Raw genomic sequence first — 26907 nt, 5'->3', positions numbered from 1 at the left:
TCCAAAACTTAGTTCATTCATTGGACAAACTTAATATAATCTGCTATAATGCAATTATTCATTATTGTAAAAAAATTATCAGCAGGGGAGGGAATGGGCAGTGAATTTCTTTTATACCGGTAAATGTAAACGCTTCAAAAACTATGATAACAATGTAAGCGTTTAACTATCATTCCAGTATAATGAAAACTGCCTTCACACATGACGAAACAGCACAATGGTTCGCTTTACATCTTCTCTATCACACTCGTTGCCACTCTCGGCGGCCTGCTCTTTGGCTATGATACAGCTGTCATATCAGGGGCTGAAAAATCAATCCAAACCTATCTGGTGGACAGCCTGGGCTTAAGCTCGTTTATTCATGGAGCCACCATCTCCAGCGCTCTGATCGGATGCATCATCGGCGGCATCATTTCCGGTTATTTTTCTTCTGCATTTGGCCGAAAAAAATCGCTGATCATTGCGGCCGTATTATTCCTTTTATCAGCACTTGGCTCTGCTTACCCTGAGTTTCTGTTCTTCTCAGCGGGTGAACCTACTATCGGCCTTCTGCTGACATTCAATCTTTATCGCATCATCGGCGGCATCGGGGTCGGACTCGCTTCCGCCATTGTGCCAATGTACATAGGGGAAATCGCCCCGGCAGCCATCAGGGGCCGGCTGGTTTCTTTCAATCAATTTGCCATCATCTTCGGCATGCTGGTCGTTTATTTTGTCAATTGGGGAATCGCACGCGGGCAATCAGTGGAATGGATCAATGAAACCGGCTGGAGGTATATGTTCCTGTCTGAAGCCATCCCGGCCCTGCTGTTTTTCGTTTTCCTTTTCTTCGTGCCGGAGACGCCCCGCTATCTGTCTCTGAAGAATCAGGACGAAAGCGCACTGAGGATTCTCTCGAAAATCAACGGCCCGGCAAGCGCCAAACAGATACTCAGCGAAATCAAATCTTCCATGAATGCAACTGCAGAGAAAATGTCCACCTTTGCTTTTGGAAAAAAAGTGATTGTCATCGGCATCCTGCTATCCGTTTTCCAGCAGTTTGTCGGCATCAATGTAGCTCTCTATTACGCTCCGCGCATTTTTGAAAGCATGGGCGCTGCAAAGGATGCTTCCATGCTGCAGACGATCGTCATGGGACTTGTCAACGTCATCTTCACTGTTATCGCCATCATGACTGTGGATAAATGGGGACGCAAGCCGCTCCTCATCATCGGCTCGATCGGAATGGCCATCGGCATGTTCGGTGTCGCGGGCCTCGCTTTTGCCAATATCATCGGCATCAGCACGCTTTTATTCATCATCGTGTATACCGCTTCCTTCATGATGTCCTGGGGGCCAATCTGCTGGGTGCTGATTTCCGAGATCTTCCCGAACCGCATCCGCGGACAGGCTGTGGCGATCGCGGTTGCCGCCCAATGGGGTGCCAACTATCTGGTCTCCTCCACCTACCCGATGATGATGGAATTCAGCGGCGGGATGACCTACGGCATTTATGGCCTGATGAGCGTCCTTTCCGCCATCTTCGTCTGGAAGTATGTGCCTGAAACGAAAGGCAAATCCCTAGAGCAGATGGAAAGCCTGTGGAAGGCGCCTGCCGAAACAAAGCGTTCTAAAGCAATGTAATTCATAAAACGGGACAGCAACCCTGTCCCCAAACAAAAAAGGCCTCCAGCCAGAGCTGGAGGCATTACCTATTAATAAACGCCCCGGATATGGGCATGCACTTCCTTCTGATAAAAGTCCTTCAACTTCTGCAGTTCTTCTTCACTGAACGGCTTTGCATCCAGTGCTTCGAGATTGCTCTCCACCTGCTTCACATTCCGGAAGCCCGGGATGACTGTGCTCACCTCCGGCTGCTGAAGAATCCATTTGATGGCTGCTCCTGCCATGCTTCCCCTGCCTTCTTCCATCCACTTCACCTGCTCGCTCAGCTCCACGCCTTTTTCGAAATCAAGTCCGCCGAATGTTTCGCCGACATTAAAGGCTTCCCCGTTGCGGTTGAAGTTGCGGTGGTCATCCTGCTCAAACGTGGTATCCTTTGAGAATTTTCCTGTCAGAAGCCCGCTAGCCAGAGGTACACGCGCAAGAATCCCTACCTTCTTTTCCATCGCCATTGGGAAAAGCTCATCCAGCGGCTTTTGCCTTAACAGGTTGAAAATGACCTGCAGCGCGCTTGCCTTCGTATTCTCCAGGCAGAAGATCCCTTCCTCGACCGTTTCCACACTGACGCCATAATAGCGGATCTTCCCTTCCTGCTTCAGCTGCTCAAGCACTTCGAAAACACTGCCATCTTTAAGAATTTCCATAGGCGGACAATGGATCTGATAAAGGTCGATTGCCTCCCGATCCAGCCTTTTCAAGCTGTTTTCACAAAAAGACCGGACACTATCCATTGAATAGGTTGCAGGATCATAAATATCAGCGCTGCGGCAGAACTTTGTAGCGATATGAATGGAATCTTCCTTCCCTTTCGTGGCCTTCGCCAAAAGCTCCTCGCTATGCCCGTCTCCATACACGTCAGCCGTATCAAAGAAATTAACGCCCGCGTCCATTGCCTGTTCCAGGGCTTTTAGCGCTTCCCCGTCATCTGTCTTGCCCCATGAACCGCCGATCGCCCAAGTGCCGAAACTCAGTTCACTTACTTTCAAGTCGGTATTGCCCAGCTGATTATATTTCATTTCGCCAACTCCTTCTTTTATACAGAAACCCAGAAGGCTGCCCCGGGACTTTGCATATATGATGCATCCTTCCAAGGCAGCCTTCTGGTTTCATTATGTTTATTTTCGATAGGCCAGCAGCTTTTCATTAAGTGCTTTTGTCTGCCCGTAGACTTCCTGGTATACAAGGAATAATTCTTGGTAAATCTCCACATTTCCTGCATCAGGGACAAATTCTTTTTCGACCTTCAGGAATGCATCGCCGCACTCCTTCAGAGAAGAAAACCACCCGCTGCCATAAGCCGCAATCATAGCGGCACCCATGCCAGGACCCTGCTCGCTCGAAAGCTTAACAATTTTGCTGTTGAAAATATCCGCCTGCATTTGCAGCCAATCTTCATTCTTCGTGCCGCCGCCGGTAGATACGATGGTATCGATCTTTTTCCCATTCTCTCTGAAGATAGCCAAAGATTCGTTCAGCGAGAAAGTGATTCCTTCCATAACGGCACGGACGAAATCCTTGCGTTCATGAGAGCTGTCCATCCCGATGAAGCTTGCCCGTATGCTTGCGTCCGCATGCGGAGTGCGCTCCCCGGATATGTAAGGCGTGAACAGCAGTCCGTTCGATCCTGGAGGGACAGTTCCTGCTTCAGCCAGCAGTTCCTCAAAGCTCTCTTCCGCTGCGAATACATTCCGGAACCAGCTCAGGCTGTGGCCTGCTGCAAGGGTGACTCCCATCGTGTAAAAAACGTCCTCGGCCCCATGATTGAAATAATGGACTTTTCCACCGAAATCTTTATCGCTGCTGCTTTCATAAGAAAGGACCACACCAGACGTACCGATGCTGCAAAGGGTTTTCCCCTCCTCAAGGATACCGGAGCCGATCGCTCCGCAGGCATTGTCGGCACCGCCGGCAAATACCTGGACAGAAGCCGGAAGGCCGGTCGCTGCTGAGAACTCAGGAGTGATATTCCCCGTCTTTTTATGAGATCCCACCAATGGCGGGCAAAGTGCTGTGTCAATATCGAGAATATCGCAGATCTCGCTGCTCCATTCTTTTTTCGCAATGTCCAATAACAAAGTCCCCGCTGCATCGGAATATTCCATCTGCAGCTCATCGGTCAGCTTGAACCTTACATAATCCTTCGGAAGGACAAAGGTTTTCGCCTTTTCATAGATCTCCGGCTCATGCTCTTTCACCCAAAGCAGTTTCGGCAAAGTAAAACCTTCTAGTGCCGGATTCTTCGTAATCTCAAGCAGCCTCTCTTCGCCGACCCGATCGTAGATCTCACGGCACTGTGCCGTCGTCCTTGTATCATTCCAAAGAATGGCATTGCGAAGCACTTCATTGTTCTCATCCAGAAGGACAAGGCCGTGCATCTGCCCGGAAAAACTGAGTCCCTCAATGTCTTCCGGATTTCCGCCAAATTTTTGGAGCAGTTCAGACAGCCCTGCAGCTGTCTGATCTACCCACTCTTTCGGATCCTGCTCGCTGTAGCCGGTCTTCTCCTGGATCAGGGGATAGTCCTTGGAAACCTCCTGGACCACATTCCCCTTTTGATCGACCAGCAATATTTTTACCGCGCTTGTTCCTAAGTCAACGCCGATTACATATTTCATTGGTGCACCTGCCCTCTAAGAGTTACTCTCCCGCATAAGCCCTTAACAGATATTGATTGATCGTAGCCTTGATGCTTTCGAGGCGGCCGGACTGGTGCTTCACTTCAGCCAAGCCCAATGCATGCTCCTCAAGCTTATGGAAATCTGTCCTGCCTTCAACGATCTCAAGGCCGATGCCTTCTGTATAGCTCTTATAGCGGTTTTCAACCACATTGTCCAGCACCTTGTCATCAATCAGCTTCTGTGCGACCTTCAGGCCAACCGCAAAGCTGTCCATTCCGGCGATATGGGCGTGGAACAGATCTTCAGGCTCAAATGAACCCCTTCTCACTTTCGCGTCGAAGTTGAGTCCGCCGCGGCCAAGTCCGCCATTTTTAAGGATTTCGATCATTGCAAGTGTAGTAGAATACAAGTCTGTCGGGAACTCATCTGTATCCCAGCCAAGCAATGGATCGCCCTGGTTGGCATCTACTGAGCCGAGCATATTGTTTACACGTGCATAGTGAAGCTCATGTTCGAATGTATGGCCGGCCAGTGTTGCATGGTTTGCTTCAATATTGAATTTGAAGTGGTCCTGCAATCCGTAATGCTGCAGGAATGCATACCCTGTCGCCACATCGAAATCGTATTGATGAGTTGTCGGCTCTTTTGGCTTAGGCTCGATCAGGAATTGGGCGTCAAAGCCGATTTCCTTCGCATAATCCACTGCCATGTGCATGAAGCGGCCAAGGTTATCCATTTCAAGCTTCATGTCTGTGTTTAAGAGAGTTTCATAGCCTTCACGGCCGCCCCAGAACACATAGTTTTCTGCGCCGAGTTCTTTTCCGACCTCAAGGCCTTTCTTGATTTTCGCTGCTGCATACGCGAAAATATCCGCGCTGTTTGAAGTTGCAGCACCATGGACGAAGCGTGGGTTCGTGAAGTTATTCGCCGTATTCCAAAGCAGCTTTGTTTTGCTGTCCTTCATATAATCTTTAATCATGCTGACGATGATATCTAAATTTTGGTTGGTTTCTCTCAGGCTGCTTCCTTCTGGAGCAATATCGACATCATGGAAGCAGAAGAATGGCACATCCAGCTTTTCAAAAAATTCAAAGGCTGCTTCAACGCGCGCTTTTGCCAGATCCATTCCCGTGAACTTATCCCAAGGGCGGAGCATTGTTCCAGTTCCAAACGGATCGGAGCCGTCCATTGTGAACGTATGCCAGTAAGCTACACCAAAACGCAGGATTTCTTCCATTGTTTTGCCGCCGATTTTTTCCTCCGGGTTATAAAATTTAAACGCAAATGGATTGGTTGATGCTGAACCTTCATATTTAATCTTTTCAATGTTAAAATAAGCCATTTTTCGTTCCTCCCAGAATCATAATAAAGTTCATTATCTTTTTATAAAATGTAAATGCTTTCAAAAAGAATTATATCAATATTTCATTTGTTTGTCTATTGAATAAACAAAGATTCCTCATAATACTGCGAATTGATTTTTATTCCAGTATAATAGGTTTTACATAAGAAAAATTGGAGGCTTGAGCCATGGCAAGCAGCGTTTTATACCGGATATTTGAATGGATCACCCGTTTCGCTTATATGAATCTCTTATGGATACTATTCACTCTTGCAGGAGGCATCCTCTTTGGATTCTTTCCCTCCACCCTCGCCATGTTTGCCATCACAAGGGACTGGCTGAGGGGGAAAACAGACACACCCCTATTCCCCAGCTTCCTTTCATATTATAAAAAGGATTTCTGGAAGGGCAATCGCCTGGGCCTCATTATCATCATCACCGGTTCCCTGGCCGGCTTCAATCTTTGGTTCACCCAGGCCGGTTTTGATGTGCTCACCTGGGCCCATGTCCCTTTGCTCGCGTTCCTGATGATTTTTCTGCTGTTTCTTCTTTATCTTTTTCCAGTATTTGTACATTTTGATTTGAATGTCAGGCAGCTCATCAAACAGGCCCTGCTGATCATGCTCGTCAATCCGCTCCACACCGTATTGATGATTCTCTGCCTTGCTTCGCTTTACTTTATCACTCAGCTGGCCCCGGCGCTTGCCTTTATCTTCGGCGGGAGTTCAGCCGCTTTTATCATCATGTGGCTCTGCCTCCATGCCTTCAATAGAATTCAGCGGAAGCAGACCAAACAAAAAGCACTTTCTCCTGATTGAGGAGAAAGTGCTTTTTGTTTTATCCTTTAACTGCACTTGAAGAGATGCCTTCAACAACTTTATTGCTGAAGAAAAGGAATGCCAGCAGGATTGGCAGCACACTGATGATGAGAGTCGCGCCGATTGCGCCCCAATCAGTCATATACTGGCCGATGAAATTCTGGATTCCGACCGTAAGGGTTTTATACTGATCAGAACTGATAAAGGTATTGACGAAAACAAACTCATTCCAGTTATAGATCATATTGATGATCACAGTGGTCGACATGATCGGGATCGTCATAGGCAGGATGATCTTGAAAAACATCCTGTGGACTGAACAGCCGTCCATAATCGCCGCTTCTTCAATTTCCCTTGGCAAAGTGTAATAAAAGCCGAGGAGGATCATCATCGTAATCGGCAGATTATAAGCCGTATACGTAATGACGATTGACCATGGATTGTCGATCAGATTTACATTTAAGAACATGCTGAACAGCGGAATGATCGCTGAATGGATCGGGATCATCAGCCCGACCATGAATAGCCCAAGCACCAATTTGCTCAGCTTCCACTGCATCCTTGTAATCGCAAAAGTCGCCATGCTCGCCAGGATTACGGTTAGGAGGATGGCCACACCTGTAATCCAGATGCTGTTCCAGAAATAGATTCCAATGCCGCCTTCCCATACTTTGCTGTAATTTTCCCACCTGAATTCAGTTGGCAGCGAGAAAGGGGATTTTGAGAAGATTTCCTGATTATTTTTTAAAGAAAACAGGAACAGCCAAATGACCGGGAAGACCTGAAAGATGGCTACGATGGCCAGGCAAAGATAGAGTATGAAGTAACCTGCTCGTTTCATTGTACAACCCTCGCTTAATATTGAATTTCTTCTTTAGTAGCTGTTGCCTTGCGCACAATCACTGTCACTATCAGCGTAATGATCAGGAGCAGGAAGCCGATGGCACTGCCGTATCCGAAGTCATTGCTTGCGAAAGCCAGTTTATACATATAAGATGCCATAACCTCACTGGCGCCATTTGGGCCGCCGCCGGTCATTACATATATCAGGTCAAAGTATTTCAGTGACCCGACTACAGCAAGCACAATCGTTACTTTCACAACACCCATGATCAATGGGAGCTTGATTTTCCAGGCGATCTGGAGCGGTGTGGCCCCATCGATCCTTGCTGCCTCAACCAATGATTCCGGAATGTTCTTGAGTGCTGCATAGTAAATCAAAATGTAAAACCCTGCGTATTGCCACAAGATAGGAATAAAAATCGCATAAAGAACGATTGACGGTTCTGCCAGCCATGCTGGAGGATTATCCACACCGAAGGCCATCAGGATGCTGTTGAGCATTCCGTTGGTCGGGTTGAACACCTTGATCCACAGCTGTGCGATCGCTACAGATGACAGCAGCATCGGGATCAGGTAGATTTTTCTCAGCAAATCTGCCCCTTTGATCCGGGATGCCAATATCATTGAGATGGCCAGATAGATGACCAGGCTCAGCGTTGAAAATACGGCCAGCAGGAAAGAATGGTAGGCACTGTCCCAAAACTTCCCATCCTGGATGGCATTGATATAGTTTTCCAGCCCTATGAACTCCATAGCTCCGATGCCATCCCAGTCCATCAGGCCGTAATAACCGGTCAAGATCAGAGGGATGAAGATGAGGATACCAATCAGAAGGAGTGCAGGGAGAACGTATAATGCGATAATCCACTTGTTTGACATTACTTTATTCATCACATTCAACCCCATATTTAAAAATGAAAAGGACAATCCTGCAAAGGGTATGTCCTTTTCTTTAGTTGATTACTAGTGTTCCGCGGACCCTTATTCTTTGGACAGCGCTTCTTCGTGCGCCTTGGCAAAGTCTTCAGGAGACACTTCTTTTCCAAACAGCGACTGAATCATATCCAAATGCACCTGGGCTGTATCTGCACTCATCTGCACATCTGCAAAAAGCGTGATATTGCTGGCAGAGTTCAGGTCTTCCAGGACATCGACATACATATCAGGAAGGTCAAGTGACGCCGCATCCACTTTCGTTGCCGGGATGACGCCTGCATCTGTCACTGACTTTTCTCCCCACTGCTGGATGAAGTAGGAGGCAAATTCCTTTGCTTCTTCCTTTACATCGGAATCCTCCGCAACGAATAACCCTACACCAGGACCGCCTACAAAGCTGTCCATGTCACCTTTTCCGTCAACGGTCGGGAAGTTGAAGTAGCCGACAGAATCCCTGAATTCCTGAGGAACGTCTTCATTGGTTGTGTAATTCGGCAGATCCCATGTGGCAATCAGGTACATAGCTGCCTGTTCGTTCATGAACATGCTCTTCGCTTCTTCATCGGCAAGACCGTTGAAGCCTTTGACAAACGCATTCATATCAACCAGCTCCTGCACCTTTTCAGCAGCTGAAACCAGGGCAGGGTCTTCAAATGAACCGCTGCGGTCGATCGCTTTTGTCAGGACATCTCCGCCGCCGATCCGGTCAGCCAGATACATATACCATAGAGACCCGGTCCAGCGGTCTTTGTTTCCAAGCGCTATTGGAGCAACGCCGTTTTTATCCAATGTTTCTACTACATTCTGAAACTCTTCATAAGTTTTAGGCGCTTCCAGTCCATATTTTTCAAAAATAGCTTTATTATAGAATACTGTTGCAATGTTCAATTCTAGCGGCAGTCCATATGTGCTTCCATCGACTTCATATGCTTCTGCTGTGCCGGATACGAATTTATCTTTTAAATCTCCTTCAAGAAGGTCATCCAGCGGGGTGAATTTCTTTCCGCTTACATAAGGGTCCAGGAATCCTGCAGCCCATGTCAGTCCTACATCAGGCAATTGGTTAGAAGTTGATAATACTTTCAGCTTATCTTTATACTGCTCATTGCTCAGCACTTCCAGGTCCACTTTCACATCCGGGTGCTCGCTTTCAAAATCCTCAATGATTCCGCTTACAATTTCGTTGTGCAGTTTAGAGCTTCCTTCAGGCCAAAGGTGCATGAATTCAATTGTTTTCTCATCACCGGAGCCGCCGCTCGCTTTTTCGTCGGATCCTGAACAGCCTGTAATCAGGGCAAGGGAGGAAAAAATGGCAAAGACTGTTGTAATCGCTTTCTTCTTTCTCAAACTAAATACCCCCAATATTCTTTATTTTGAAACCGAGATTTGTTACTAAACATAGATTACCATCTCAAAGAATGTTTGTCTAGCGGATAAACTAAGTTTATAATATAAAATGAAAATGGTACACTTAGGAAAACAAAACGAAATGGAGCTTTTAAAAATGAGGCTGACCCAGACCTACAACCAGCATGTTGTAAAAAAAGGCAATAAGTCGTTAGTTCTGCAGACCATCCAGGAGTATACCCCTATTTCAAGGGCGGATATCGCCAACCTGACCGGATTGAATAAAGGGACCGTCTCCTCCCAGGTGAGCGAGCTGCTCAGTGAAGGCCTGATCCTTGAATCAGGGCCAGGTGTTTCAAGCGGCGGGCGCAGGCCTGTTATGCTGCTCTTCAACCAGGTTGCCGGCTATTCCATCGGCATTGACATCGGCGTCAACTATATTCTTGGGATCCTGACCGACCTTCAGGGAAAAATCTGCAGTGAGGAACTGATAAAGTTCAATGACCTGACTTTTGACGAAATAAAAGAAGAGCTATTCAAAATTGTCGATACCCTGATCGGTTCAATGCCGAAAAGCCGTTATGGACTGGTCGGGATCGGCATCGGCGTGCCAGGCACCGTCAGCACGGAAGGCGAAATCCTCCTTGCACCCAACCTGAATTGGCGGCATATCGACCTGAAATCAGTGATGACAGAGAAGTACAATGTTCCCATCCTGATTGAAAATGAAGCTAATGCAGGGGCATATGGAGAGAAGAAATTCGGTGCCGGCCAGGAAGCCAATAATATCATCTATGTAAGCATCGGCATCGGAATTGGCGTCGGCCTCATTTTAAACGGAGAGCTTTATAAAGGAAATAATGGATTCTCCGGTGAACTTGGCCATATGACAATTGAAACGGGCGGACCTGTATGCCGATGCGGCAACCAGGGCTGCTGGGAGCTTTATGCTTCTGAAAAAGCATTGGTCGAATCTGCGTCAAGGAATGAAATCCAGCCGGAGGATGGGCAGAAGCTTTCACTTGAAAGCCTGAATGAACTGGCTGAAAACGGGGATGCCGGGGTCATCCGTATTTTCGAAGGGATCGGCGGCTACATCGGGGTGGGAATCAATAATATCATCAATATCTTCAACCCTGAGCAGGTTATCATCGGCAACCGCCTCGCCTCTTCTTCCAAGTGGCTGGAGGAACCGCTGAAGAAGAAGCTGGTCCATGCGCTTTCCACTCACAAAAAGGATCTTAAGATTGATTTTTCCCAGTTATCCACCCATGCTGCTGCATTGGGAGCGGCCGCTTATGCAAGCGAAAACTTCCTGACCATCGATATCCAGGAAGTCTAATATTATATCCAGGAGAGGTGCTGTACAATGACAATCATTCAAAATCCGATATTAACAGGCTTTAACCCTGATCCAAGCATTTGCCGTGCAGGCGAAGATTATTATATTGCCGTTTCTACATTTGAATGGTTCCCTGGCGTCGGGATCTATCACTCCAACGACCTTAAAAACTGGCGGCTCATCTCCCGCCCGCTCAACCGCCTCAGCCAATTGAATATGATGGGCAATCCTGACTCCGGCGGCATCTGGGCCCCTGCCCTGTCCTACCATGATGATAAATTCTGGCTGATCTACACAGATGTCAAAGTCGTTGACGGCCAATGGAAAGACAGCCACAACTATCTCGTCACCTGCGACAAGATTGATGGCGAATGGTCCGAGCCTGTCTACATGAACAGCTCAGGCTTTGATCCTTCTTTATTCCATGATGAGGACGGGAAGAAATATTTCGTCAACATGATGTGGGATCACCGGGTCGGCAACCATAACTTCTATGGTATCGTCCTGCAGGAATTCAGTGTTGAGGAACAGAAGCTTGTCGGCAAAAAAGAGGTCATTTTCAAAGGCACCGATATTAAACTGACTGAAGCGCCTCATCTTTATAAGATGAACGGCTATTATTACCTCCTCACAGCTGAAGGAGGAACAAAATACGATCACCAGGCAACCATTGCCCGCTCAAAAGATCTGTGGGGGCCATATGAAGTGCATCCTGACAACCCGCTGATCACGTCATTCCCGTATCCAAGGAATCCGCTGCAGAAAGCCGGACATGCTTCGATTGTACAGACACATACAGACGAATGGTTCCTTGTGCACCTGACCGGCCGCCCATTGCCGCAGGAAAATAAAGCGCTCCTCGATCCGCGCGGCTATTGTCCGCTAGGAAGGGAGACTGCCATCCAGCGCCTCGAATGGAAAAACGACTGGCCATATGTGGTCGGAGGCAATCAGCCATCTGTCGAAATCGAAGGACCAGCCATCGAGGAAGTCAAATGGGAGAAGGATTTTGATGAGAAAGATGATTTCAGCTCTGAAACTTTGAATCTTCACTTCCAATCACTAAGAATTCCGCTCGGTGAAGAGATCGTTTCATTAAAAGACAACCCTGGGCATCTGCGCCTTTATGGACGGGAATCTCTAACATCCAAATTTACGCAAGCACATATTGCAAGGCGCTGGCAGCATTTCAATTTCACGGCCGAAACAAAAGTGGCCTTCAATCCTGACACATTCCAGCAGGCTGCCGGACTCGTAAACTACTATAATACTCAGAACTGGACAGCCCTGCAGATCACCTGGCATGAAGAAAAAGGCCGCATTCTCGACTTGACAGTCTGCGACAACTTCACATTCAGCCAGCCGCTCCAGGACAGCCCAATCACCGTTCCGGACGAAGCAGATTATGTTTACCTGCGCGTAAATGTAAGCACTAACACTTACCGCTATTCCTATTCCTTCGACGGAAACAGCTGGACCGAAGTCCCAGTCACCCTGGAGTCCTACAAACTCTCAGACGACTACATCAACGGAGGCGGCTTCTTCACCGGCGCATTCGTCGGCATGCAATGCCAGGACACATCCGGTCAAAAGCTTCACGCTGATTTTGATTATTTTGTTTATCGGGCCATGGGGTCAGGTCCCTTGGCTCAAAATTAAGGAGCCATGGGAAGGAGCCATGGGGAGGAGCCATGGGGACAGACCCCATGGCCCAAAATTAAGGATCCGAATCACAAAATACTCCGCTTGCTGCCATCAGCCAGGCGGAGTTTTTTTAGACTAGTATTAAACTTTATATTCAATTAAAGCCCCGTACTTAATTGACTGTGTTGATTTTTATTGTAGAGGAATATATTTCAGTGAAACAAAACAGAGGAGTATTGCTTACAAGAGAAAGTTATTTATTGAGGGGTAAAGAAAGTGCGAATAGAGATTATAAATAAAGCCTCCTTTTAATAATAAGCTCCAGCTCTTTCATTACGTGAAGCTTTTTCCCGAATAAAGTCCTGATCCAGTTCCAATTTATTGAATCGGTCCATTACTTCTTTATGGTGACCATCAATTTTTGCATCAGTGCTATCCATTCTTGCTCCAATAACGTCAAAGCGTCTATCAATGGAGTCAAACTTATTTTCAATGGAATAAAAACTTCCTATCAATTGAGTCAAATTCTCGTCAATAGGATCAAACTTCCTACCAATTGAGTCAAATTTCGCTGTGCTCCTGTTGAACGGTTTGCATATTGGCTACCTTTGTAAGCAGCTGCGTTAGCATTCCTTCAAGTCGGTCAAATCTTTCTTCCGTCATTTTCTCACCTCCCCTTACTCTATTATAAGATAGTCACTTGAAACTAGACTATGTCAATCTTTTCACCCTTAAGCGCAAAAAAGGTGCCCCATCATTTTCTCCCCACACCCTCATTTAAACCGATACCCCATTCCCCATATCGTTTCAATATACTCCGGACTCGATGGATCTTTTTCAATTTTCTCGCGTATTTTCCTAATATGAACGGTGACGGTCGTGATATCACCCAGGGAATCATAGCCCCAAATCCGCTCAAACAGATGCTCCTTCGAGAAAACTCTGTCCGGGTTTGAAGCAAGGAACCACAGCAGATCGAATTCCTTTGCCGTGAACACCTTCTCTTCTCCATCTGCATACACCCGCCGTGAATCGGCATCCATCACCAGCCCTCTCTTCCGTACCTCCCGCTTCTCCGGCTGGCGGCTGATCACCCGGTCATATCTGGCTGTATGCGCCTTAACCCTGGCGACAAGCTCATTCGGATTGAACGGCTTCACAATATAATCATCCGCGCCCCGGTCAAAGCCCCTGATTTTATCAATATCCTCCTTGCGCGCAGTCACCATCAGGATCGGGATGTCCAGGAATTCTCTCATTTCCCTGCATAGCTGGAAGCCATCAATCCCCGGAAGCATTAAATCCAGCAGGATCAGGCTGTATTCATTTGTCTTAGCCAGCCTCAGCCCTTCCTCGCCATTGGAAGCAATATCGCTGTCAAAGCCGCTCACTTCCAAATAATCCCGCTCCAGCTCGGCAATATCCGTCTCATCTTCTATAATCAGTATCCTTTTCATTTACTTCACCTTTTTCAATGTAAAATGAATGCTTGTTCCTTTCCCCGGCTCACTGGCTGCCCAAATCCTCCCGCCATGCCCTTCAATGATTTTCCTGGCAATTGAAAGGCCGAGTCCGCTGCCGCCTGTCGCCGAATTGCGGGATGCATCAGTACGGTAGAAGCTGTCAAATATGCGGGGAAGATCCTCTTTACCGATGCCGGCCCCGTTATCCTTGATTTCAACCTCTAGATCTTCCGTCCCCGAAGTCAGCCTGATCTGAATCCGTTTAGATGTTTTGTCCATGTATTTCAGGCTGTTTTGCGTAATGTTCATAACAGCCCTGTTCAGCTTTTCCCGGTCGGCTTCAGCGAGAAAGCTCTGCTCCCCTTCTAAAATCAGCTCTGCACGCCCATTTTCCCTTTCCATCTTATATGACAGCTCCTCAATATAATCGGCAAAAAAGGAATCAAGCCTCACTTTTTCAAAATGAAAGGGCATCTGCTCCAGGTCCAGCTTCGAATATAAAAACAGCTCATCAATCAAGGCGTCCATATCATTGGCATTCCTGCTGATTTTGTTCATATACCGCTCCAGCTTTTCGGGAGTTCCTGCTATGCCGTCCTGAATCCCGCTCACATAGCCTTTGATTGAGGTTAAAGGTGTTTTCAGATCATGCGAAATGCTGGCGATGAGCTCCTGCCGGTTTCTTTCATACTGCTTCTGCATGCGCTCAGCTTCCTTCAGCTTCAGCCTCATGTCTTCAAATGTATTGGACAGCTGCCCCAGTTCATCCCGGCTGCTGGATTTCACACTGTATTCCAGATTTCCTTCACTGATTTTTCCGGCCGCCTCAGACAGTTTCCGGATTGGCACAAGAATGCTCTTTGATACAAAATAAGTCAGTATTGCATTGGTCAGCACAAGGATCACAATCACTGCCGCAAACCGGGCAGTCAGGAACAGCTGCAGATCCCGCCCCTCAGGCTTCCCGTTGAATAGATAAAAAAATAAATATCCCGCAATAACCTCTACCAGCAGCAAGCTGAGGACCGGAATCAGAATCATCCCGACATTGGACAAGATTAGCCTTTTTCTTATCGACATTTATTCACCTGCTCTCCTGATCCAGTTTATCCTAATTTCCACATATATAGCGGCCGGCTGTCAAGATTCCCCTGACAGCCTTCCTATTATCTTTAATTCTTCAGGCTTCTGCGGTCCATCACAGGTACAAGCACTGCACAGATGACAGCTGTAAAATAAGGGAGATATTTAATCCCAAACGGCTGGCTGAACAAACCCATGCTGATGATCCCGATTACACTCGACAACGCAATCCCAACAATAAAACCGCCCACAATGCCAAGCAGCATAGCTGCAAAACCCCTCATTCTTCAACATCCTCCCCTTTATGCTTAAGGAATAACAATCCCCAGGCACTCTTCACTATCAGCAGCGACTGAATTAAAATAATCACCGCTATAACCGGATGCAGCGCCCCTGCCCATGGCAGCGTACCCGTTATATTCGCTGTAAAATACATTAAAAAAATCGACAGCATCACACCCAGCACCTGAACCAAAATAGAACGCGGCAGTCTGCCAACAAAAGCCGAGATAAGCATTAAAAGCGGGAGAAAAAAACCAAAAAGGTGAACAAACCTGACATGCCTCATCCAGCTTGCCGGATTTACAAACACCGCCATCCCCGCAATATACAGCTGTGTCAGGACACACACCGCAAACAAAATCGAAAACACCACAAAAGCCATCCCCCCGGCCCGAAACCTTAAAGAACCCTCTTTCATAACCAATCCTCCTTCAATTGACTCTGTGAACATCGTACAGAGAATTTCTAAACCGGGGCTTATGGAAATCTTAAATAATTCTTAAATAAGCCAATGACCTGTCCCCTTGGTTAGAGCCAGGGGGACAGGTCCCTTGGCTCAAAAAAAGCTGGATGCCTGCCCTTTTTCAAGGCAGGCATCCAGCTTCTAATCACCACACAGCAAGCTCATTTCTATCATTTTCATCCTTAATATATTCCGCATTCGAGAATCGCTCCCTGCAAAAACGGTAAAGCCTTTCTGTCCTCTCCCTATCCTTGCAATAAACAGCGGTATAAGAGCTGTCCACAATGAGAATTGCTATTTGGCAATCACTTTTCAAGAAATCTTTATAGGTCCGGATATCATCAGCAGCCTTTCCTTTTGGAAAAGCCTTTAAGTCGGCAAAAATGAGATAGCAGGTGTAAGGGCTGAGATACAGCATCAGATCCCCGCCTGCCATGACCATTTTATTTTCCGGGAAAAGCTCTCTGCCCAGCTCTCCGTTTTCTATAAAATAACCTTCCTCACCAGCAATCATCCACTCAAAGCTGGAAGCTTTCAGCGCCAGCAGAATCTCAAAAAGAAACCGGCCATATTCATTGGGAATTTCAAAAGTCATCCCTCTTATCATGTGGCCCCTCCTAATAATAAGCACTTAAAAACGCTGTAATATCCTCGTTGATCTTAATCAAATATTCCTCAGAAGGAAAATGCCCCATTTCATATGCCTTAAAGTCGGTTAGATTTGAAATGATTTTTTTTGCTGCCGGGTTAAGACTTTGCTCAGGAAAAAAGACGTCTTTTTTTCCCGCTATAACCAGGGTCGGCGCCTGGTATCCCGCCAACTCATGACGCTCCGTTATCTTCGGCATATCCTGTTCGAGTTTCACATATTTGAACACATGACCGATAATCTCTTTATCCCGCACTTTCATCGAACCGCCAGACATAATACCAGTGAGCTTATCCAGCTGTGCTTCCGAAGAAAAAGCCTTAAAGGCCACCATCGGCAGTAAAATATCCTTAATCATCCGGGTCTTGGACCCAAGGCTGATTCCTGCCGGAGACACCAGCACTGCGCAGTCAATCAGGCCGGGCATATAGGCTGCGATCCTCATAATGATTCCTCCGCCATAAGAAGGACCGACAAAGGCGCATCTGCTGAGCTGGAAATGATCCATCAGCTCTTTTACCCATTTCGGAAAACTATCATCCTGAGCTGAAATCCTTGCTTCTGCGCTGAATCCCGGGTGTCCGATGGTATCAGGGGCATAAATCCGATAGCTGTCCGCTAATGAGGAGAACCACGACAGTGTCATCGGATTGATGCAATTGCCTCCCTGAAAAATAAATACAGGCTTCGCCTCCTTTGGCCCGGCAGCAAGGACATGTGTCCTTCCATAGCTGGTATCCACAAATATCCTTTCCACATCAAAACTCAAAGTGCCTATATACTCTTCATAATCCTTCTCCAGCGTGCGTTTGCCATGTTCATTTTTATAGATGGTCATTTGGCATCTCCCCAGCATTTCTATATCAGCCTTTACAGTGGATATACGCCCGAAAGAGCTGGTAAGTTTCATTTCAATTAAAGCTGTTACAGGACTTTTTAAATAAAAGCGCTAAACCGGCCAGGCTTAGCGCTTTTCACTCACATGATCCACTCTTCCCCATGTTCACGGATGAATTGAAGTTCCTTCTGGTAATGCTCAAGATGCCCTTCATCAATCATCTTTTGAAACGCCTTGTCTCCCTCTGCAGCTTTCCTTCTTATGGTTTTGCATAACCCATCTACCCGGAGCCGCACCATCTCTAAATATCCATGTTCCAATCCAGCCATACCATAGGATTGAAAAAATAATGCAACCCTCTGTTTTATGCGTTCGGCATCCTTTGACCGGTCATAATAAACTGCTTCACCTGTTTCCGTATGGTACAGTCTGCTTAAAGGAACACAAGTGTAAAGAGCATAAGCGATATCCCAAAGCCTCGGGCCGGGCGCAGCAACGTCAAAATCTATAATCCCTGCCGGCTTTTCGTGCCTGAAAATAATATTATAAACGGCAAAATCATTGTGGCACACTACCTCAAACGGCTGAGGGGTGTTATCAATCGGCTGCCAGCTCTCATCAATTGGAAAATCGCTCACAGCATCATGATAGAGCCGAAGCATTCCTGCAATCTCTTTTAAAGCATCATTAGACCACATATATTTTTTTAAAGGATAATTGCCGGCTTCTCCTTCAATAAAGCTCAGGATCTCTCTATTTTTTTCGTCAATGCCTAAAAACCTCGGTGCGAAGCTGAATCCTTTATTTTCTAAATACTGCAATAACTTTTGGATGTTTTTACTATCAGGCTTCATTTCCCGCCGGACTGTATCTCCAGAACGATAAACGTTTGTGACATTTCCTCCTGATAGCAGCTCTTCGTTTTTGTCCTGACTCTTCATGAAGATTCCTCCTGGTCAGGGACGCTATGATTATGCCAATAGAGATGCAACTTCACCCGCAATATCTGCCTGGCAATGGAAATTTATATGGCCGCATCATGTATCCCTTGAATGAATTAAGATCAGCAAATAAACGTATCCCCCAACAAGGACCGCCCACTGCCTCTATCCAATTCTACAAATCAATTCAAGATATTCCACATGTGCAATATAGATTCCCCTTTCTATGCATCTCTCAATTTTTATAATACCAAATATTAGCATTCCAGTGAAACCCGAGTGGTATAATGGAGAAAAGGAGAAGAGCCATCCATGAAAAAAATAATCTTCATATTGGCAGCCATCGCCTTGCTCCTGGTTCTCTTTATCACAGTCAATTTCATGAAAACAACCAATAACACAGATCAGAATGAAAGCATAGAACAAACTCAGCCAGAGTCCGGTCCCTCTGAAGAAGCCTGGGATCCAGATGCAGCACCTGAACAGGTTGCCAAAGTGGAAGGGGCAACTACAACATTCCCGGTAGACCAAAGCTCTGCTGAAAAAGAAGTCATGGATACCATGCACTTTATGACACATCAGAAAGTCATGGCCGAGAAAAAGACCGGTGCTGTCGAGATGAGCAAAGAAAATGTTGAAAAAATCTTTAGCATCCTGCAATCGAGTGATTTTGAAAAAAAAGAAACGCTGCTGGAAATAGCAGCGAAGTGGAGAAACGAAGACTTTACTGGCATCATAGAGGATCATAATTATTTTTGGGAAATGGATGGCGGCCAGATTGGCAAGGCATACAGGGTTCTGAAGCCAGCTGATGAGGAGAAATTTATTGAGAATAACTTTAGAAATCCATAAATAAAACAGCTGCCGGATTGGCCGCTGTTTTTAAAAGCCTGAGGGCCTTGTTTTATATAAGCTTCAGCTTCAACCCTTCATGTGTTGCCTTAAACCCTAAACGCTCATAAAATCTCAGCGCATCCGGCCTTTTTTTATCAGTTGTCAGCTGCACCAGATGGCAGCCGCGTTCTTCTGCACGCTGAATGGCCCATGTAATCAGTTCAGACCCTATTCCCATACCTCTTACTGAAGCCGCTGTTCTTACCCCTTCAATCGCAGCCCTCCATCCGCCTTGATGTGTGAGATAGGGTGTAAAGGTTATTTGCTGAACCCCAACGACTTCAGTTCCCCTGCATGCAACGATCAGCTCATTATTAGGATCAGATGAAATAGCTTGGAATGCTTTTTTGTAGCTGTCGGGAAGCGGATGCTCATACCTTTCGCGGGTACTCCCGAGAACATCATCCGCAAGCATGAGCACAATGCTGTCCAAGTCTTCCTGAGCTGCGGTTCTAATGCTTATTTTGGCCTCCATTCCTTTCCCTCCCTATAGAATCTATATTTCTATGCTAACTGAGTTCATTCCATAAAGGAATTACAAGTATATGATGACTCTTCATAAAGATTTCTTATGATTACAGCCAGGTATTTTCGGGGCGCTCTTTTAAGTGGATAGATCTGCAGCAGTCAGAAGGCGGAACCAGGTCGAAAAAACACAAAAAGAAGGCACTTCACGCCTTCTTTTCTTTAATCTCAAAACCGTTTTGCCCAATGGCATATTCTACTCCATGCTGTAATGTAGAGAAGGTTTGTACTTTGCTGAATAGAATGTTTGAATGTGATATTTGTATGGCCTGGTCCGCTGAAATACCGACAATAAAGCATTCCCCGCCTATCAAGCGGATAGAAAGAATCAGCTTTTGGATGCCTTCTATCGTGTAGCTGTCCAGCCCTTTCACACCTGTCAGATCAATTAACAGGTAATTGGCTTTCAGCCTGGAAAATTCAAGCAGTGAACGTTCGATAAAATTGGATAGTCGTTCATCGTTGAAATTGCCAATAAGCGGGACGACAACAATTCCTTTCAATACCGGAATAATCGGGGTGGATAATTCATTCACAAGGGTGGAAAGTTCTTCGGTTCTCTCTTTTACTTTTTGCTCCAGCTCCAGGATATGTTCTGTCTCTTTTTGTCTTGCTAGTTCGAAGATATTTTCTGTAGGTGAAACATCAGAAGGAAAGATTTCAATTTCGTCATATTCGTTTCCATCCAGCTGGCTTTTGTTGATTTTGTACCAGACTTTTTGTTCAAATAGGCCTGTAAAGACTCCTGCCCAGTGGCTCGGCAATAATACGCCAGCCTTTTCCTTGTCTGTATGATTAAAAATCCTGTGCTCCCAGCTGTTGGTCAGCTGAACGGTTGCTCTCTTTTCTTCAAAATTATATTGAACAATTTTGACGTTGCCCCAGCCGGCATTTCTGTATATATCACTATATTCTTCAAGGAGCTGTTCGAGGTCCCTTCGGCCGGTATAATAAGAAGTTACCAGGTGGCCCATCCGATATCCCGTAGCTTCATAAACAGTTTTAGATACATCTTCACCAGAAACTTCTTCAATGGTTTTCAAAAATAATTCTATTGCTGAATCCCAAAATAAAAGCGCTGGTGCACCATCAAAGGTAAAGAGCCCGTTTTGGGGATCCCACACAAACTCATTACTGTTTACCTCTACCGTTACTTTTTCCCTTGCCAACGCCATAAAGTTCACTCCCCGCTATTCTTACGCCTGTTTATTTTAATAGATTGACTGCTTTTTTACCAATAAATTCACCATATAATTGCAGTTCTATACATATCTCATTTACCCGATCTTTCGGTGGTGCACCAGAATGCAAAAAGTACATTTTATCCAACAAAAAAAGTGCTGACTGCACAAATCATTTGCGCATGTCAGCACTTTTTTGGCAAGGTACAAACCTCTTATCATGATATCCCGATCAATTAATCAGATCCCAGCCGTGCTGATTCCTGGGCTTTAGCAGCCTTCCCCAGATGGCTGAACCCAACAAATTTTCTCCCATCTTCATCCCAAAGACGGAACTTTAAGGACTGAAGGCTGGTTGCCAGTGTAATGGTCGGAACGTTTTGCAAGGGTTCCGTGTTTTTATGCACTTCTTCAAGCTTATAGTTCGGGACTCTTGGGCTCAGGTGGTGCACATGATGGAAACCAATATTGCCTGTCAGCCACTGCATGACTTTTGGAAGCTTGTAAAATGAGCTTCCTTCAACAGCTGCTTTTACATATTCCCAATGCTCATTTTCTTCGAAATAAGAATCCTCAAACGTGTGCTGAATATAAAACAGCCATACTCCGAGAGTACCCGAAATCATGAAAGTCGGCACCTGAACGAGCAGGCAGTTCTGCCAGCCGATAGCCCAGCATACAAGTCCCGCCACAGCCGCGATTCCCAGGTTCGTAATATACGTATTCATCCGTTCTTTGGGCTTTGCCCCTTTGCGGTTGAAACGATTTGTAATGCCAAAAACGTAAATCGGGCCGAGGATGAACATAACAAACGGATTTCTGTACAAACGGTATAAGATTTTGGTTTTAGTTGAAGCTTCCAAATATTCCTCAACAGTCAGTACCCAAATATCGCCTGTACCGCGCTTGTCCAGATTGCTGCTGGTGGCATGATGGACAGAATGGTCATGCGCCCACTGGTCGAAAGGATGCAGCGTCAGAATCCCCGTTATCGTGCCAAGGATCCGATTCGCCTTCCTGTTCTTGAAAAAAGAATAGTGGCAGCAGTCATGAAAGATAATGAAGATTCTCACTAGAAAGCCTGCTGCAGCCACAGAAATCGCTAATGTAAGGAAATAAGAGACCGGTATGCTCTTATAAGCCAGGTACCACAACAGGAAGAATGGCACCAATGTGTTAATAATCTGCCAGATACTTTTTTGTAAATCGGACTTTTCATAAGGAGTAACCATTTTTCTTAAAGCCCTTGGGTTTTGTTCGTTCATTTTTAAAAGTTTCTCCTTCACTCAATTAGTTAATTTAAGTATAGAAAACGTTTTATCTTTGCGGTAGTCCCAGCTGTCATATACCATACATGATAAGTGTCATGGTTATCTCATTTTTTCAAAAAAACTTTCACTTTCTCATCTGCCAGGAAGATAGCTGAACCTATGTATAGCGGCGTAAAAAAATTATACCCAGCTCGATATCGGATAAAACTTTCTGCCTGCTCCTTTGTGGGAATATAGCTTTCATTATAGAAATGATTGAAAATTTGGCACCCGGTTAAGCAACTCATCCCACCTAACAAATATTGCCATAATAAAACAAGAATATAATTTGCAATTTTTTCCGATTGCTGTTATGATGAAAAAGAATTATTTTTGTTCGGTATAAGTTAATTAATGACTTTTCGTCTATATAAATACTTTGAGCAGGGATAGTAATACATTGTGCGGCAGCACTAGGAGGCAACAAAAATGGAACAAGGTACAGTTAAATGGTTTAATGCAGAAAAAGGTTTCGGCTTCATCGAACGCGAAGGTGGAGACGATGTATTCGTACACTTCTCTGCTATTCAAAGCGAAGGATTCAAATCTTTAGACGAAGGTCAAAAAGTAACATTTGACGTTGAGCAAGGTGCTCGCGGACCTCAAGCAGCTAACGTTCAAAAAGCTTAATCTTCGCATAATACAGACAGGCCCTATATAAATAGGGCCTGTTTTTTTCTGTATAATGAAAATTACTCCGTGTTAGAAAGCACCTCTTCCTCTTCATACAAGTCCTTTTGAACATATTCCTGAATGATGAAATTCGTCAAATGGGTGTTGTTCACAAACTCCGAAAAGAATGCTTAATGTGATCGAATCAGCTTTGCTTAATTTTTTATCGCTAATCAAAGCAACCCTGAAAACATTTAAAATCTCACTAATATCCTCTTCATCCATAAAGCATAAAGGATCCATTTTTTTGTCTTCTTCTGTAAAAGGATTCCGAGTATCCTCAATGATGCTATACGCTAAAACTCTTACGTTCCTTATTACTTGGAAAATCTCCAGATCCCGCAATTTTAAGATTCTGGCAAGTGATATCATCATTTCCTCCTGACCAAGTGTATATTTGGTGTTTCCCTATGCTTTCACTTTTCTAATTTTTATATTGGAGCAATGGATGATTATTTTCGTCTGTGAAAATAGAAAAATCTCATGCTTCAGCTTCTTTTTGCTCAGCGGAGTGATTTCATCATATCCCCAATCATCGAGGCCATTTCTGCCGCCAAATGCAATCTCTTTTGGATTGTTGCCATAAACATTTCGCGTGATATCATAGTCCATGAAAAACTTGCGGACATTCTGCCACTGAATTTCATAGGTGCCTGCTGTCTCATCATACTGCTTAATGACCATCAGGATTGTGGTTGGATCCTTTGTTATTCCATTCTCTTTATTCAAAACCGTAAGCGAAACAACCTTTCCATCATGGAAAGAGTGGTTTTTCAGGAAATTGGCTGTTTCTTTATTAAACCTGGGCAACAGCTTCTGTAATTCTTTACTATATCCCTGTACATCCCAATGGTCGTCATCAACAAAATATTTCATTTCTTCATCCTTTATTCTATTAAAAGTTTTTTATAACAGAAAAGAAGATCAACACGTAACCTATATTTGCTGCTATGGCCAGCAAAGATTTTATGATCGGTTCTTTTAACACTAACGCCCCGATTCCTAAAAGAACGCCTGTAAATGACAGAAACATTGGCAATACCAGATTGCTTAAAGTTAACAGCATAGTAAAGAATCCGCCCCAGTTTCCTATAAGAAAAAACAGTATATTTGAGATTAGATTGATGGCTACGCATAAAAGTGACAGCCTGGTTAATTCAGCCATAGTTCACCTTCACCTGCTTTCTGCTTTTCGGAATCAGATCGGACAAAAAAAAAGCCCGGTTGGACCTATTCTAAATTGACTTCAGTGTACGTCATTACTCTTCCATTATCCCTCAACAATAGCCAGATACTTCAAAACCTTCCCCTCAGACTCCACTAGTAAAATATCTTCTCTCTCCTTAGCAGAGAATATCTTTGCACCGACAGGAAGCTTATTCGACATAGCATCTTCAAAATCTGTATCGTTCTCATTTCTGGATTGTATTTCACCAATTTGAGCGTCCTTTTTCAATGACAATTTCTCAACCCAATCTATATTGGTTTGGTAGATGACATCATCATACTGAAAAATATCAGCATCCGGATCCAGCCTTAAAACTTCTTCTGCATCAATGGAGTCAACGGAAACTGAAGTGCTTTCTCCTTGATTCGTGCACCCCGTAATTGTGAAAAGCGTCAAACCAATTAAGAGACAGATTAGTCCGAAACAACTTGCTTCCCCCTTTTTTGTACCTATTGGTTCTTTGAGCTGCTTTGGACCATGAAACCTTTCTCTATATCTTGTATTCCTATAAATCAGGAAGAAACCAAGGACTTCCAATATTCCCATGCTATAAGATATCCATCTAAATCCTGAGGATGAACCCTGACACAAATGCCAAGGCGCGTGTATAATTGCACCACCACTTCGTCTATGAGCTGCGATTTTCCCATTGAGACATGCTCCAGCAGCGTGAATGAAGAAAGCAATGTTTCTATATTTAAATCATCCGCAGATGAACAGAAGGCATAGGTAAAGTCATAAATGACCGGCCCTATAATCGGGGAAGGGTCGATGACTCCGGTCAGAACTCTGTGATTAAAAACAAAATTATGGACTCCTGTGTCTCCGTGAAGCAGGTACTTTTTTTCTTCCCCGGACCTGCTTATCCGCTCGACAATTGATTTTACTTTAAAATAATCTTCCTCCGGCAGCAAATCCCCTAAATCTCTATATGCGAGTCCTATACTAATCTTATTAAACTCATGCCATGATTTTCTTGGCTGATCCAGCCTGCCCCATGCTTCTTCAGGATGGCATTCTTCGTAATGATTTAATACTTCCTTCACCAGGGTCCTCATCCAGTCTTCCTTCAAGCCGCGATTATAATGCGTCGTTCCCGTTATAAAAGAGTAGACGATAAACTCTTTTTGAGGATCTGTATAGAGCCATTCTGGCAGGAGGCTGACATTCCGGCAGCTCTGAAGAAACCGTTCCACGTATTCAATTTCCTGCGGCCGGTCATACTTTATCACATACTTCGGCACAGTATTTTCAGCTAAAGTATACACAATTCCTTCAGTCGTTCCTTTAAGCATGTTGATATCTGGTTCGTTTAAATCAATAATCCTCTTGTCCTGTAAATCCCTGATAACATTTTCTATTTTTGATTTCACTGCCTTTTTCTCCTCGCAACTTGGAAATGATCTTTATTACTAGCATGAAAGAATCGTATTTCCTTCAGGTACCGTAGTCTCCAAAAAGTCCTCATCCACCTTAAAAAATATCCTGCCCAGATTCTCCCTACCGCCCATTTTCTCAAACCAATCCTGCACACGCTGGACGTGCTCTTTATCATTTCTCACATTGTTTTCAATGTTTTCATATGCTTCACGGCTGTCATATTGCCATATTGCAAAGATTTCGACTGCCCCTTCTGCCGGCTGTCCCATCCATCTTCCGACCAGCCTTGACCCGTATTTCAGCTGGGCCGGCAGCAGCGTCTGATTAAAATGAAGATTGAAATCTTCTACAATGCTTTCATCCACTTTATAGCTTTTTCTGCGGTAAATCATCTGCTTTCCCCCTTACTTAAACCATGTATTTTCAACGCTTCCTTCACTGCCCATCCCTGGTGCTCATGAAACAGACCTGCTTCAGCTTCCAAAGGATCCAGCCATATCAGCGTATGGTCCTCTTCCAGCGGCAGGCTTATTTGCCTGACGATTTCACATAAGTAGAAATACCCTTGGCTCAAATAGTATTTGTATTCATTGGTAGAGTAAAAATATCTTTGTGCCTGCCCCAGAAAAGGACCGAGATCAATCTCGGTCCCCATTTCTTCAAGAGCCTCTCTTTTCATGCATTCTTCATGCGTCTCCCTGGCCTCTATTCCTCCGCCGGGAAGAAAATACTTTCCGTCCCCGGTCTGTATGACAGCGACTTTCCCATTCTCCGGGTGAAGAAACAGTCCGTAGACAGCCGGTCTGCTGGTATATTCTATTTTCTCAATTTTTTCTCCAAAAGTAATCATCCTAAAACGATGCGAGCCTCCTTTTTAGGACAAAGGGACAGGTCTTTAAGATAACTTGTTCTTAAAAACCACTTCTCCTTCTGCATTGTAAGCAATATATTCAGCATCATAGATTTCATCGCTATCTGTTCTGAATAGTCCAAACTTTTCATCCGCAGCTTTAGTAAGAAGCTTGAAGCTGTGAATAGTTTGATCTCCCTTTACTATTTCAACACGGTCTATTTCTTTATCAAATACCCTGAGAATCACAGCGTTGTATTCTTCTTCACCTGTAAATGGCGAAGTGAAGAAGGCAAGGTGAATCGGGTCATGTATTCCTTCCGGTGTAAAGGCAAACTCTTTTTTGGCCTCCCAAGAAAATAACGACCTCTCTAAATACATTTCCCTTTCCTCACCTGCTGCAGTGTGCAGGAAAGCAACGGATAGATGGTTATCAATCATATCGATATGGTCTATGCTGGCTCCGTTTGTTTTTTTCGCAATCTCATTAGCAATTTGTGCCTCGCTCCCCCGTGCAGGCAGAAGCCAAATGAAGGAGAAAACAGCCGCAATGGCTATTCCAATGAAGAAACGCTTTTTTACAGACATTAACCCGA

31 protein-coding genes are annotated in these 26907 nt (G+C 45.0%); 6 read left to right on the top strand and 25 right to left on the bottom strand.

Annotated elements, in window-relative coordinates; all coding sequences use genetic code 11:
* Positions 1 to 201 precede the first annotated feature (201 nt).
* The gene (xylE, locus tag N288_RS04625; protein ID WP_022543455.1) at positions 202 to 1623 is read left to right on the top strand and encodes a D-xylose transporter XylE; all 1422 of its coding nucleotides are present in this window, start codon (positions 202 to 204) and stop codon (positions 1621 to 1623) included.
* A 71-nt stretch (positions 1624 to 1694) separates the two neighbouring features.
* Here the strand turns inward: xylE and N288_RS04620 are convergent, their stop codons facing one another.
* The 3 genes from N288_RS04620 to xylA all read right to left on the bottom strand — a co-directional run bounded on the left by N288_RS04620 (position 1695) and on the right by xylA (position 5622).
* Positions 1695 to 2678: an aldo/keto reductase gene (locus N288_RS04620; protein ID WP_035401720.1), complete on the bottom strand. Its 984-nt coding sequence runs from the start codon at positions 2676 to 2678 to the stop codon at positions 1695 to 1697.
* 99 nt (positions 2679 to 2777) lie between these two features.
* Positions 2778 to 4277 (bottom strand): xylulokinase, encoded by a 1500-nt coding sequence (gene xylB / locus N288_RS04615; protein WP_009791893.1) that lies wholly within the window; start codon positions 4275 to 4277, stop codon positions 2778 to 2780.
* A gap of 22 nt (positions 4278 to 4299) precedes the next feature.
* On the bottom strand, positions 4300 to 5622 hold the full coding sequence (gene xylA / locus N288_RS04610) for a xylose isomerase (protein ID WP_009791894.1): 1323 nt from the start codon (positions 5620 to 5622) through the stop codon (positions 4300 to 4302).
* Positions 5623 to 5810: 188 nt separating this feature from the next.
* Here xylA and N288_RS04605 point away from each other — a divergent pair, with 188 nt between their 5' ends.
* On the top strand, positions 5811 to 6440 hold the full coding sequence (locus N288_RS04605) for a YesL family protein (RefSeq protein WP_009791895.1): 630 nt from the start codon (positions 5811 to 5813) through the stop codon (positions 6438 to 6440).
* Between the two features lie 19 nt (positions 6441 to 6459).
* Here the strand turns inward: N288_RS04605 and N288_RS04600 are convergent, their stop codons facing one another.
* From N288_RS04600 to N288_RS04590, 3 genes are all read right to left on the bottom strand, one after another.
* The gene (locus tag N288_RS04600; protein WP_009791896.1) at positions 6460 to 7281 is read right to left on the bottom strand and encodes a carbohydrate ABC transporter permease; all 822 of its coding nucleotides are present in this window, start codon (positions 7279 to 7281) and stop codon (positions 6460 to 6462) included.
* 14 nt (positions 7282 to 7295) lie between these two features.
* Positions 7296 to 8174 (bottom strand): carbohydrate ABC transporter permease, encoded by an 879-nt coding sequence (locus tag N288_RS04595; protein ID WP_022543454.1) that lies wholly within the window; start codon positions 8172 to 8174, stop codon positions 7296 to 7298.
* A 90-nt stretch (positions 8175 to 8264) separates the two neighbouring features.
* Entirely contained in the window at positions 8265 to 9566 is a 1302-nt protein-coding gene (locus tag N288_RS04590; protein ID WP_009791898.1) for an extracellular solute-binding protein, read from the bottom strand.
* A 142-nt stretch (positions 9567 to 9708) separates the two neighbouring features.
* On the opposite strand from N288_RS04590, the gene N288_RS04585 reads away from it, so the two are divergent.
* Together N288_RS04585 and N288_RS04580 are read left to right on the top strand one after the other, a co-directional pair.
* Positions 9709 to 10908, top strand: coding sequence for an ROK family transcriptional regulator (locus N288_RS04585; protein ID WP_009791899.1), 1200 nt, complete (start codon positions 9709 to 9711; stop codon positions 10906 to 10908).
* A gap of 27 nt (positions 10909 to 10935) precedes the next feature.
* Positions 10936 to 12567, top strand: a complete 1632-nt coding sequence (locus N288_RS04580) for a glycoside hydrolase family 43 protein (protein WP_009791900.1) — start codon at positions 10936 to 10938, stop codon at positions 12565 to 12567.
* Positions 12568 to 12860: 293 nt separating this feature from the next.
* Here the strand turns inward: N288_RS04580 and N288_RS04575 are convergent, their stop codons facing one another.
* From N288_RS04575 to N288_RS04540, 8 genes are all read right to left on the bottom strand, one after another.
* Entirely contained in the window at positions 12861 to 13067 is a 207-nt protein-coding gene (locus tag N288_RS04575) for a hypothetical protein (RefSeq protein WP_009791901.1), read from the bottom strand.
* A gap of 258 nt (positions 13068 to 13325) precedes the next feature.
* Positions 13326 to 14009, bottom strand: a complete 684-nt coding sequence (locus N288_RS04570) for a response regulator transcription factor (RefSeq protein ID WP_009791903.1) — start codon at positions 14007 to 14009, stop codon at positions 13326 to 13328.
* Positions 14010 to 15095: a sensor histidine kinase gene (locus tag N288_RS04565; protein ID WP_009791904.1), complete on the bottom strand. Its 1086-nt coding sequence runs from the start codon at positions 15093 to 15095 to the stop codon at positions 14010 to 14012.
* A 92-nt stretch (positions 15096 to 15187) separates the two neighbouring features.
* The gene (locus tag N288_RS04560; protein ID WP_009791905.1) at positions 15188 to 15382 is read right to left on the bottom strand and encodes a DUF5957 family protein; all 195 of its coding nucleotides are present in this window, start codon (positions 15380 to 15382) and stop codon (positions 15188 to 15190) included.
* Positions 15379 to 15798: a DUF6220 domain-containing protein gene (locus N288_RS04555; RefSeq protein ID WP_022543452.1), complete on the bottom strand. Its 420-nt coding sequence runs from the start codon at positions 15796 to 15798 to the stop codon at positions 15379 to 15381. The genes N288_RS04560 and N288_RS04555 overlap by 4 nt, the downstream gene beginning before the upstream one ends.
* A gap of 190 nt (positions 15799 to 15988) precedes the next feature.
* Positions 15989 to 16450, bottom strand: coding sequence for a DUF2691 family protein (locus N288_RS04550; RefSeq protein ID WP_009791907.1), 462 nt, complete (start codon positions 16448 to 16450; stop codon positions 15989 to 15991).
* A 10-nt stretch (positions 16451 to 16460) separates the two neighbouring features.
* Positions 16461 to 17330, bottom strand: a complete 870-nt coding sequence (locus N288_RS04545) for an alpha/beta fold hydrolase (protein WP_022543451.1) — start codon at positions 17328 to 17330, stop codon at positions 16461 to 16463.
* Between the two features lie 140 nt (positions 17331 to 17470).
* Positions 17471 to 18271: a phosphotransferase gene (locus tag N288_RS04540; protein ID WP_009791909.1), complete on the bottom strand. Its 801-nt coding sequence runs from the start codon at positions 18269 to 18271 to the stop codon at positions 17471 to 17473.
* 312 nt (positions 18272 to 18583) lie between these two features.
* On the opposite strand from N288_RS04540, the gene N288_RS04535 reads away from it, so the two are divergent.
* Positions 18584 to 19123: a DUF6241 domain-containing protein gene (locus tag N288_RS04535; RefSeq protein WP_009791910.1), complete on the top strand. Its 540-nt coding sequence runs from the start codon at positions 18584 to 18586 to the stop codon at positions 19121 to 19123.
* A gap of 52 nt (positions 19124 to 19175) precedes the next feature.
* Here the strand turns inward: N288_RS04535 and N288_RS04530 are convergent, their stop codons facing one another.
* The 3 genes from N288_RS04530 to desA form a co-directional block, all read right to left on the bottom strand.
* Positions 19176 to 19640, bottom strand: a complete 465-nt coding sequence (locus tag N288_RS04530) for a GNAT family N-acetyltransferase (protein ID WP_009791911.1) — start codon at positions 19638 to 19640, stop codon at positions 19176 to 19178.
* Positions 19641 to 19836: 196 nt separating this feature from the next.
* Positions 19837 to 20865, bottom strand: coding sequence for an STAS domain-containing protein (locus N288_RS04525; RefSeq protein ID WP_009791912.1), 1029 nt, complete (start codon positions 20863 to 20865; stop codon positions 19837 to 19839).
* A 242-nt stretch (positions 20866 to 21107) separates the two neighbouring features.
* On the bottom strand, positions 21108 to 22136 hold the full coding sequence (gene desA / locus N288_RS04520; protein ID WP_009791913.1) for a Delta(5) desaturase DesA: 1029 nt from the start codon (positions 22134 to 22136) through the stop codon (positions 21108 to 21110).
* A 474-nt stretch (positions 22137 to 22610) separates the two neighbouring features.
* Here desA and N288_RS04510 point away from each other — a divergent pair, with 474 nt between their 5' ends.
* Positions 22611 to 22811, top strand: a complete 201-nt coding sequence (locus N288_RS04510) for a cold-shock protein (RefSeq protein WP_009791915.1) — start codon at positions 22611 to 22613, stop codon at positions 22809 to 22811.
* 93 nt (positions 22812 to 22904) lie between these two features.
* On the opposite strand, the gene N288_RS04505 is transcribed toward N288_RS04510, so the two are convergent.
* The 8 genes from N288_RS04505 to N288_RS04470 form a co-directional block, all read right to left on the bottom strand.
* Entirely contained in the window at positions 22905 to 23228 is a 324-nt protein-coding gene (locus N288_RS04505; protein WP_009791916.1) for a hypothetical protein, read from the bottom strand.
* A 33-nt stretch (positions 23229 to 23261) separates the two neighbouring features.
* Positions 23262 to 23729, bottom strand: a complete 468-nt coding sequence (locus tag N288_RS25495) for a hypothetical protein (protein ID WP_009791917.1) — start codon at positions 23727 to 23729, stop codon at positions 23262 to 23264.
* A 19-nt stretch (positions 23730 to 23748) separates the two neighbouring features.
* Positions 23749 to 24018, bottom strand: coding sequence for a hypothetical protein (locus tag N288_RS04495; RefSeq protein WP_022543449.1), 270 nt, complete (start codon positions 24016 to 24018; stop codon positions 23749 to 23751).
* Positions 24019 to 24123: 105 nt separating this feature from the next.
* Complete coding sequence (locus N288_RS04490) at positions 24124 to 24627, bottom strand: hypothetical protein (RefSeq protein ID WP_009791919.1); 504 nt, start codon at positions 24625 to 24627, stop codon at positions 24124 to 24126.
* On the bottom strand, positions 24594 to 25454 hold the full coding sequence (locus N288_RS04485) for a phosphotransferase (protein ID WP_009791920.1): 861 nt from the start codon (positions 25452 to 25454) through the stop codon (positions 24594 to 24596). The genes N288_RS04490 and N288_RS04485 overlap by 34 nt, the downstream gene beginning before the upstream one ends.
* Before the next feature lie 39 nt (positions 25455 to 25493).
* On the bottom strand, positions 25494 to 25853 hold the full coding sequence (locus N288_RS04480) for an NIPSNAP family protein (protein ID WP_009791921.1): 360 nt from the start codon (positions 25851 to 25853) through the stop codon (positions 25494 to 25496).
* Positions 25850 to 26311: an NUDIX hydrolase gene (locus N288_RS04475; protein WP_009791922.1), complete on the bottom strand. Its 462-nt coding sequence runs from the start codon at positions 26309 to 26311 to the stop codon at positions 25850 to 25852. Before N288_RS04475 ends, N288_RS04480 begins: the two co-directional genes overlap by 4 nt.
* A 45-nt stretch (positions 26312 to 26356) precedes the next feature.
* Positions 26357 to 26899, bottom strand: a complete 543-nt coding sequence (locus N288_RS04470) for a hypothetical protein (protein WP_009791923.1) — start codon at positions 26897 to 26899, stop codon at positions 26357 to 26359.
* Positions 26900 to 26907 lie beyond the last annotated feature (8 nt).

This window comes from Bacillus infantis NRRL B-14911 (genome assembly GCF_000473245.1).
GTDB classification, from domain to species: domain Bacteria; phylum Bacillota; class Bacilli; order Bacillales; family Cytobacillaceae; genus Bacillus_AB; species Bacillus_AB infantis.
This window is presented reverse-complemented; position numbering and strand designations above follow the sequence as displayed.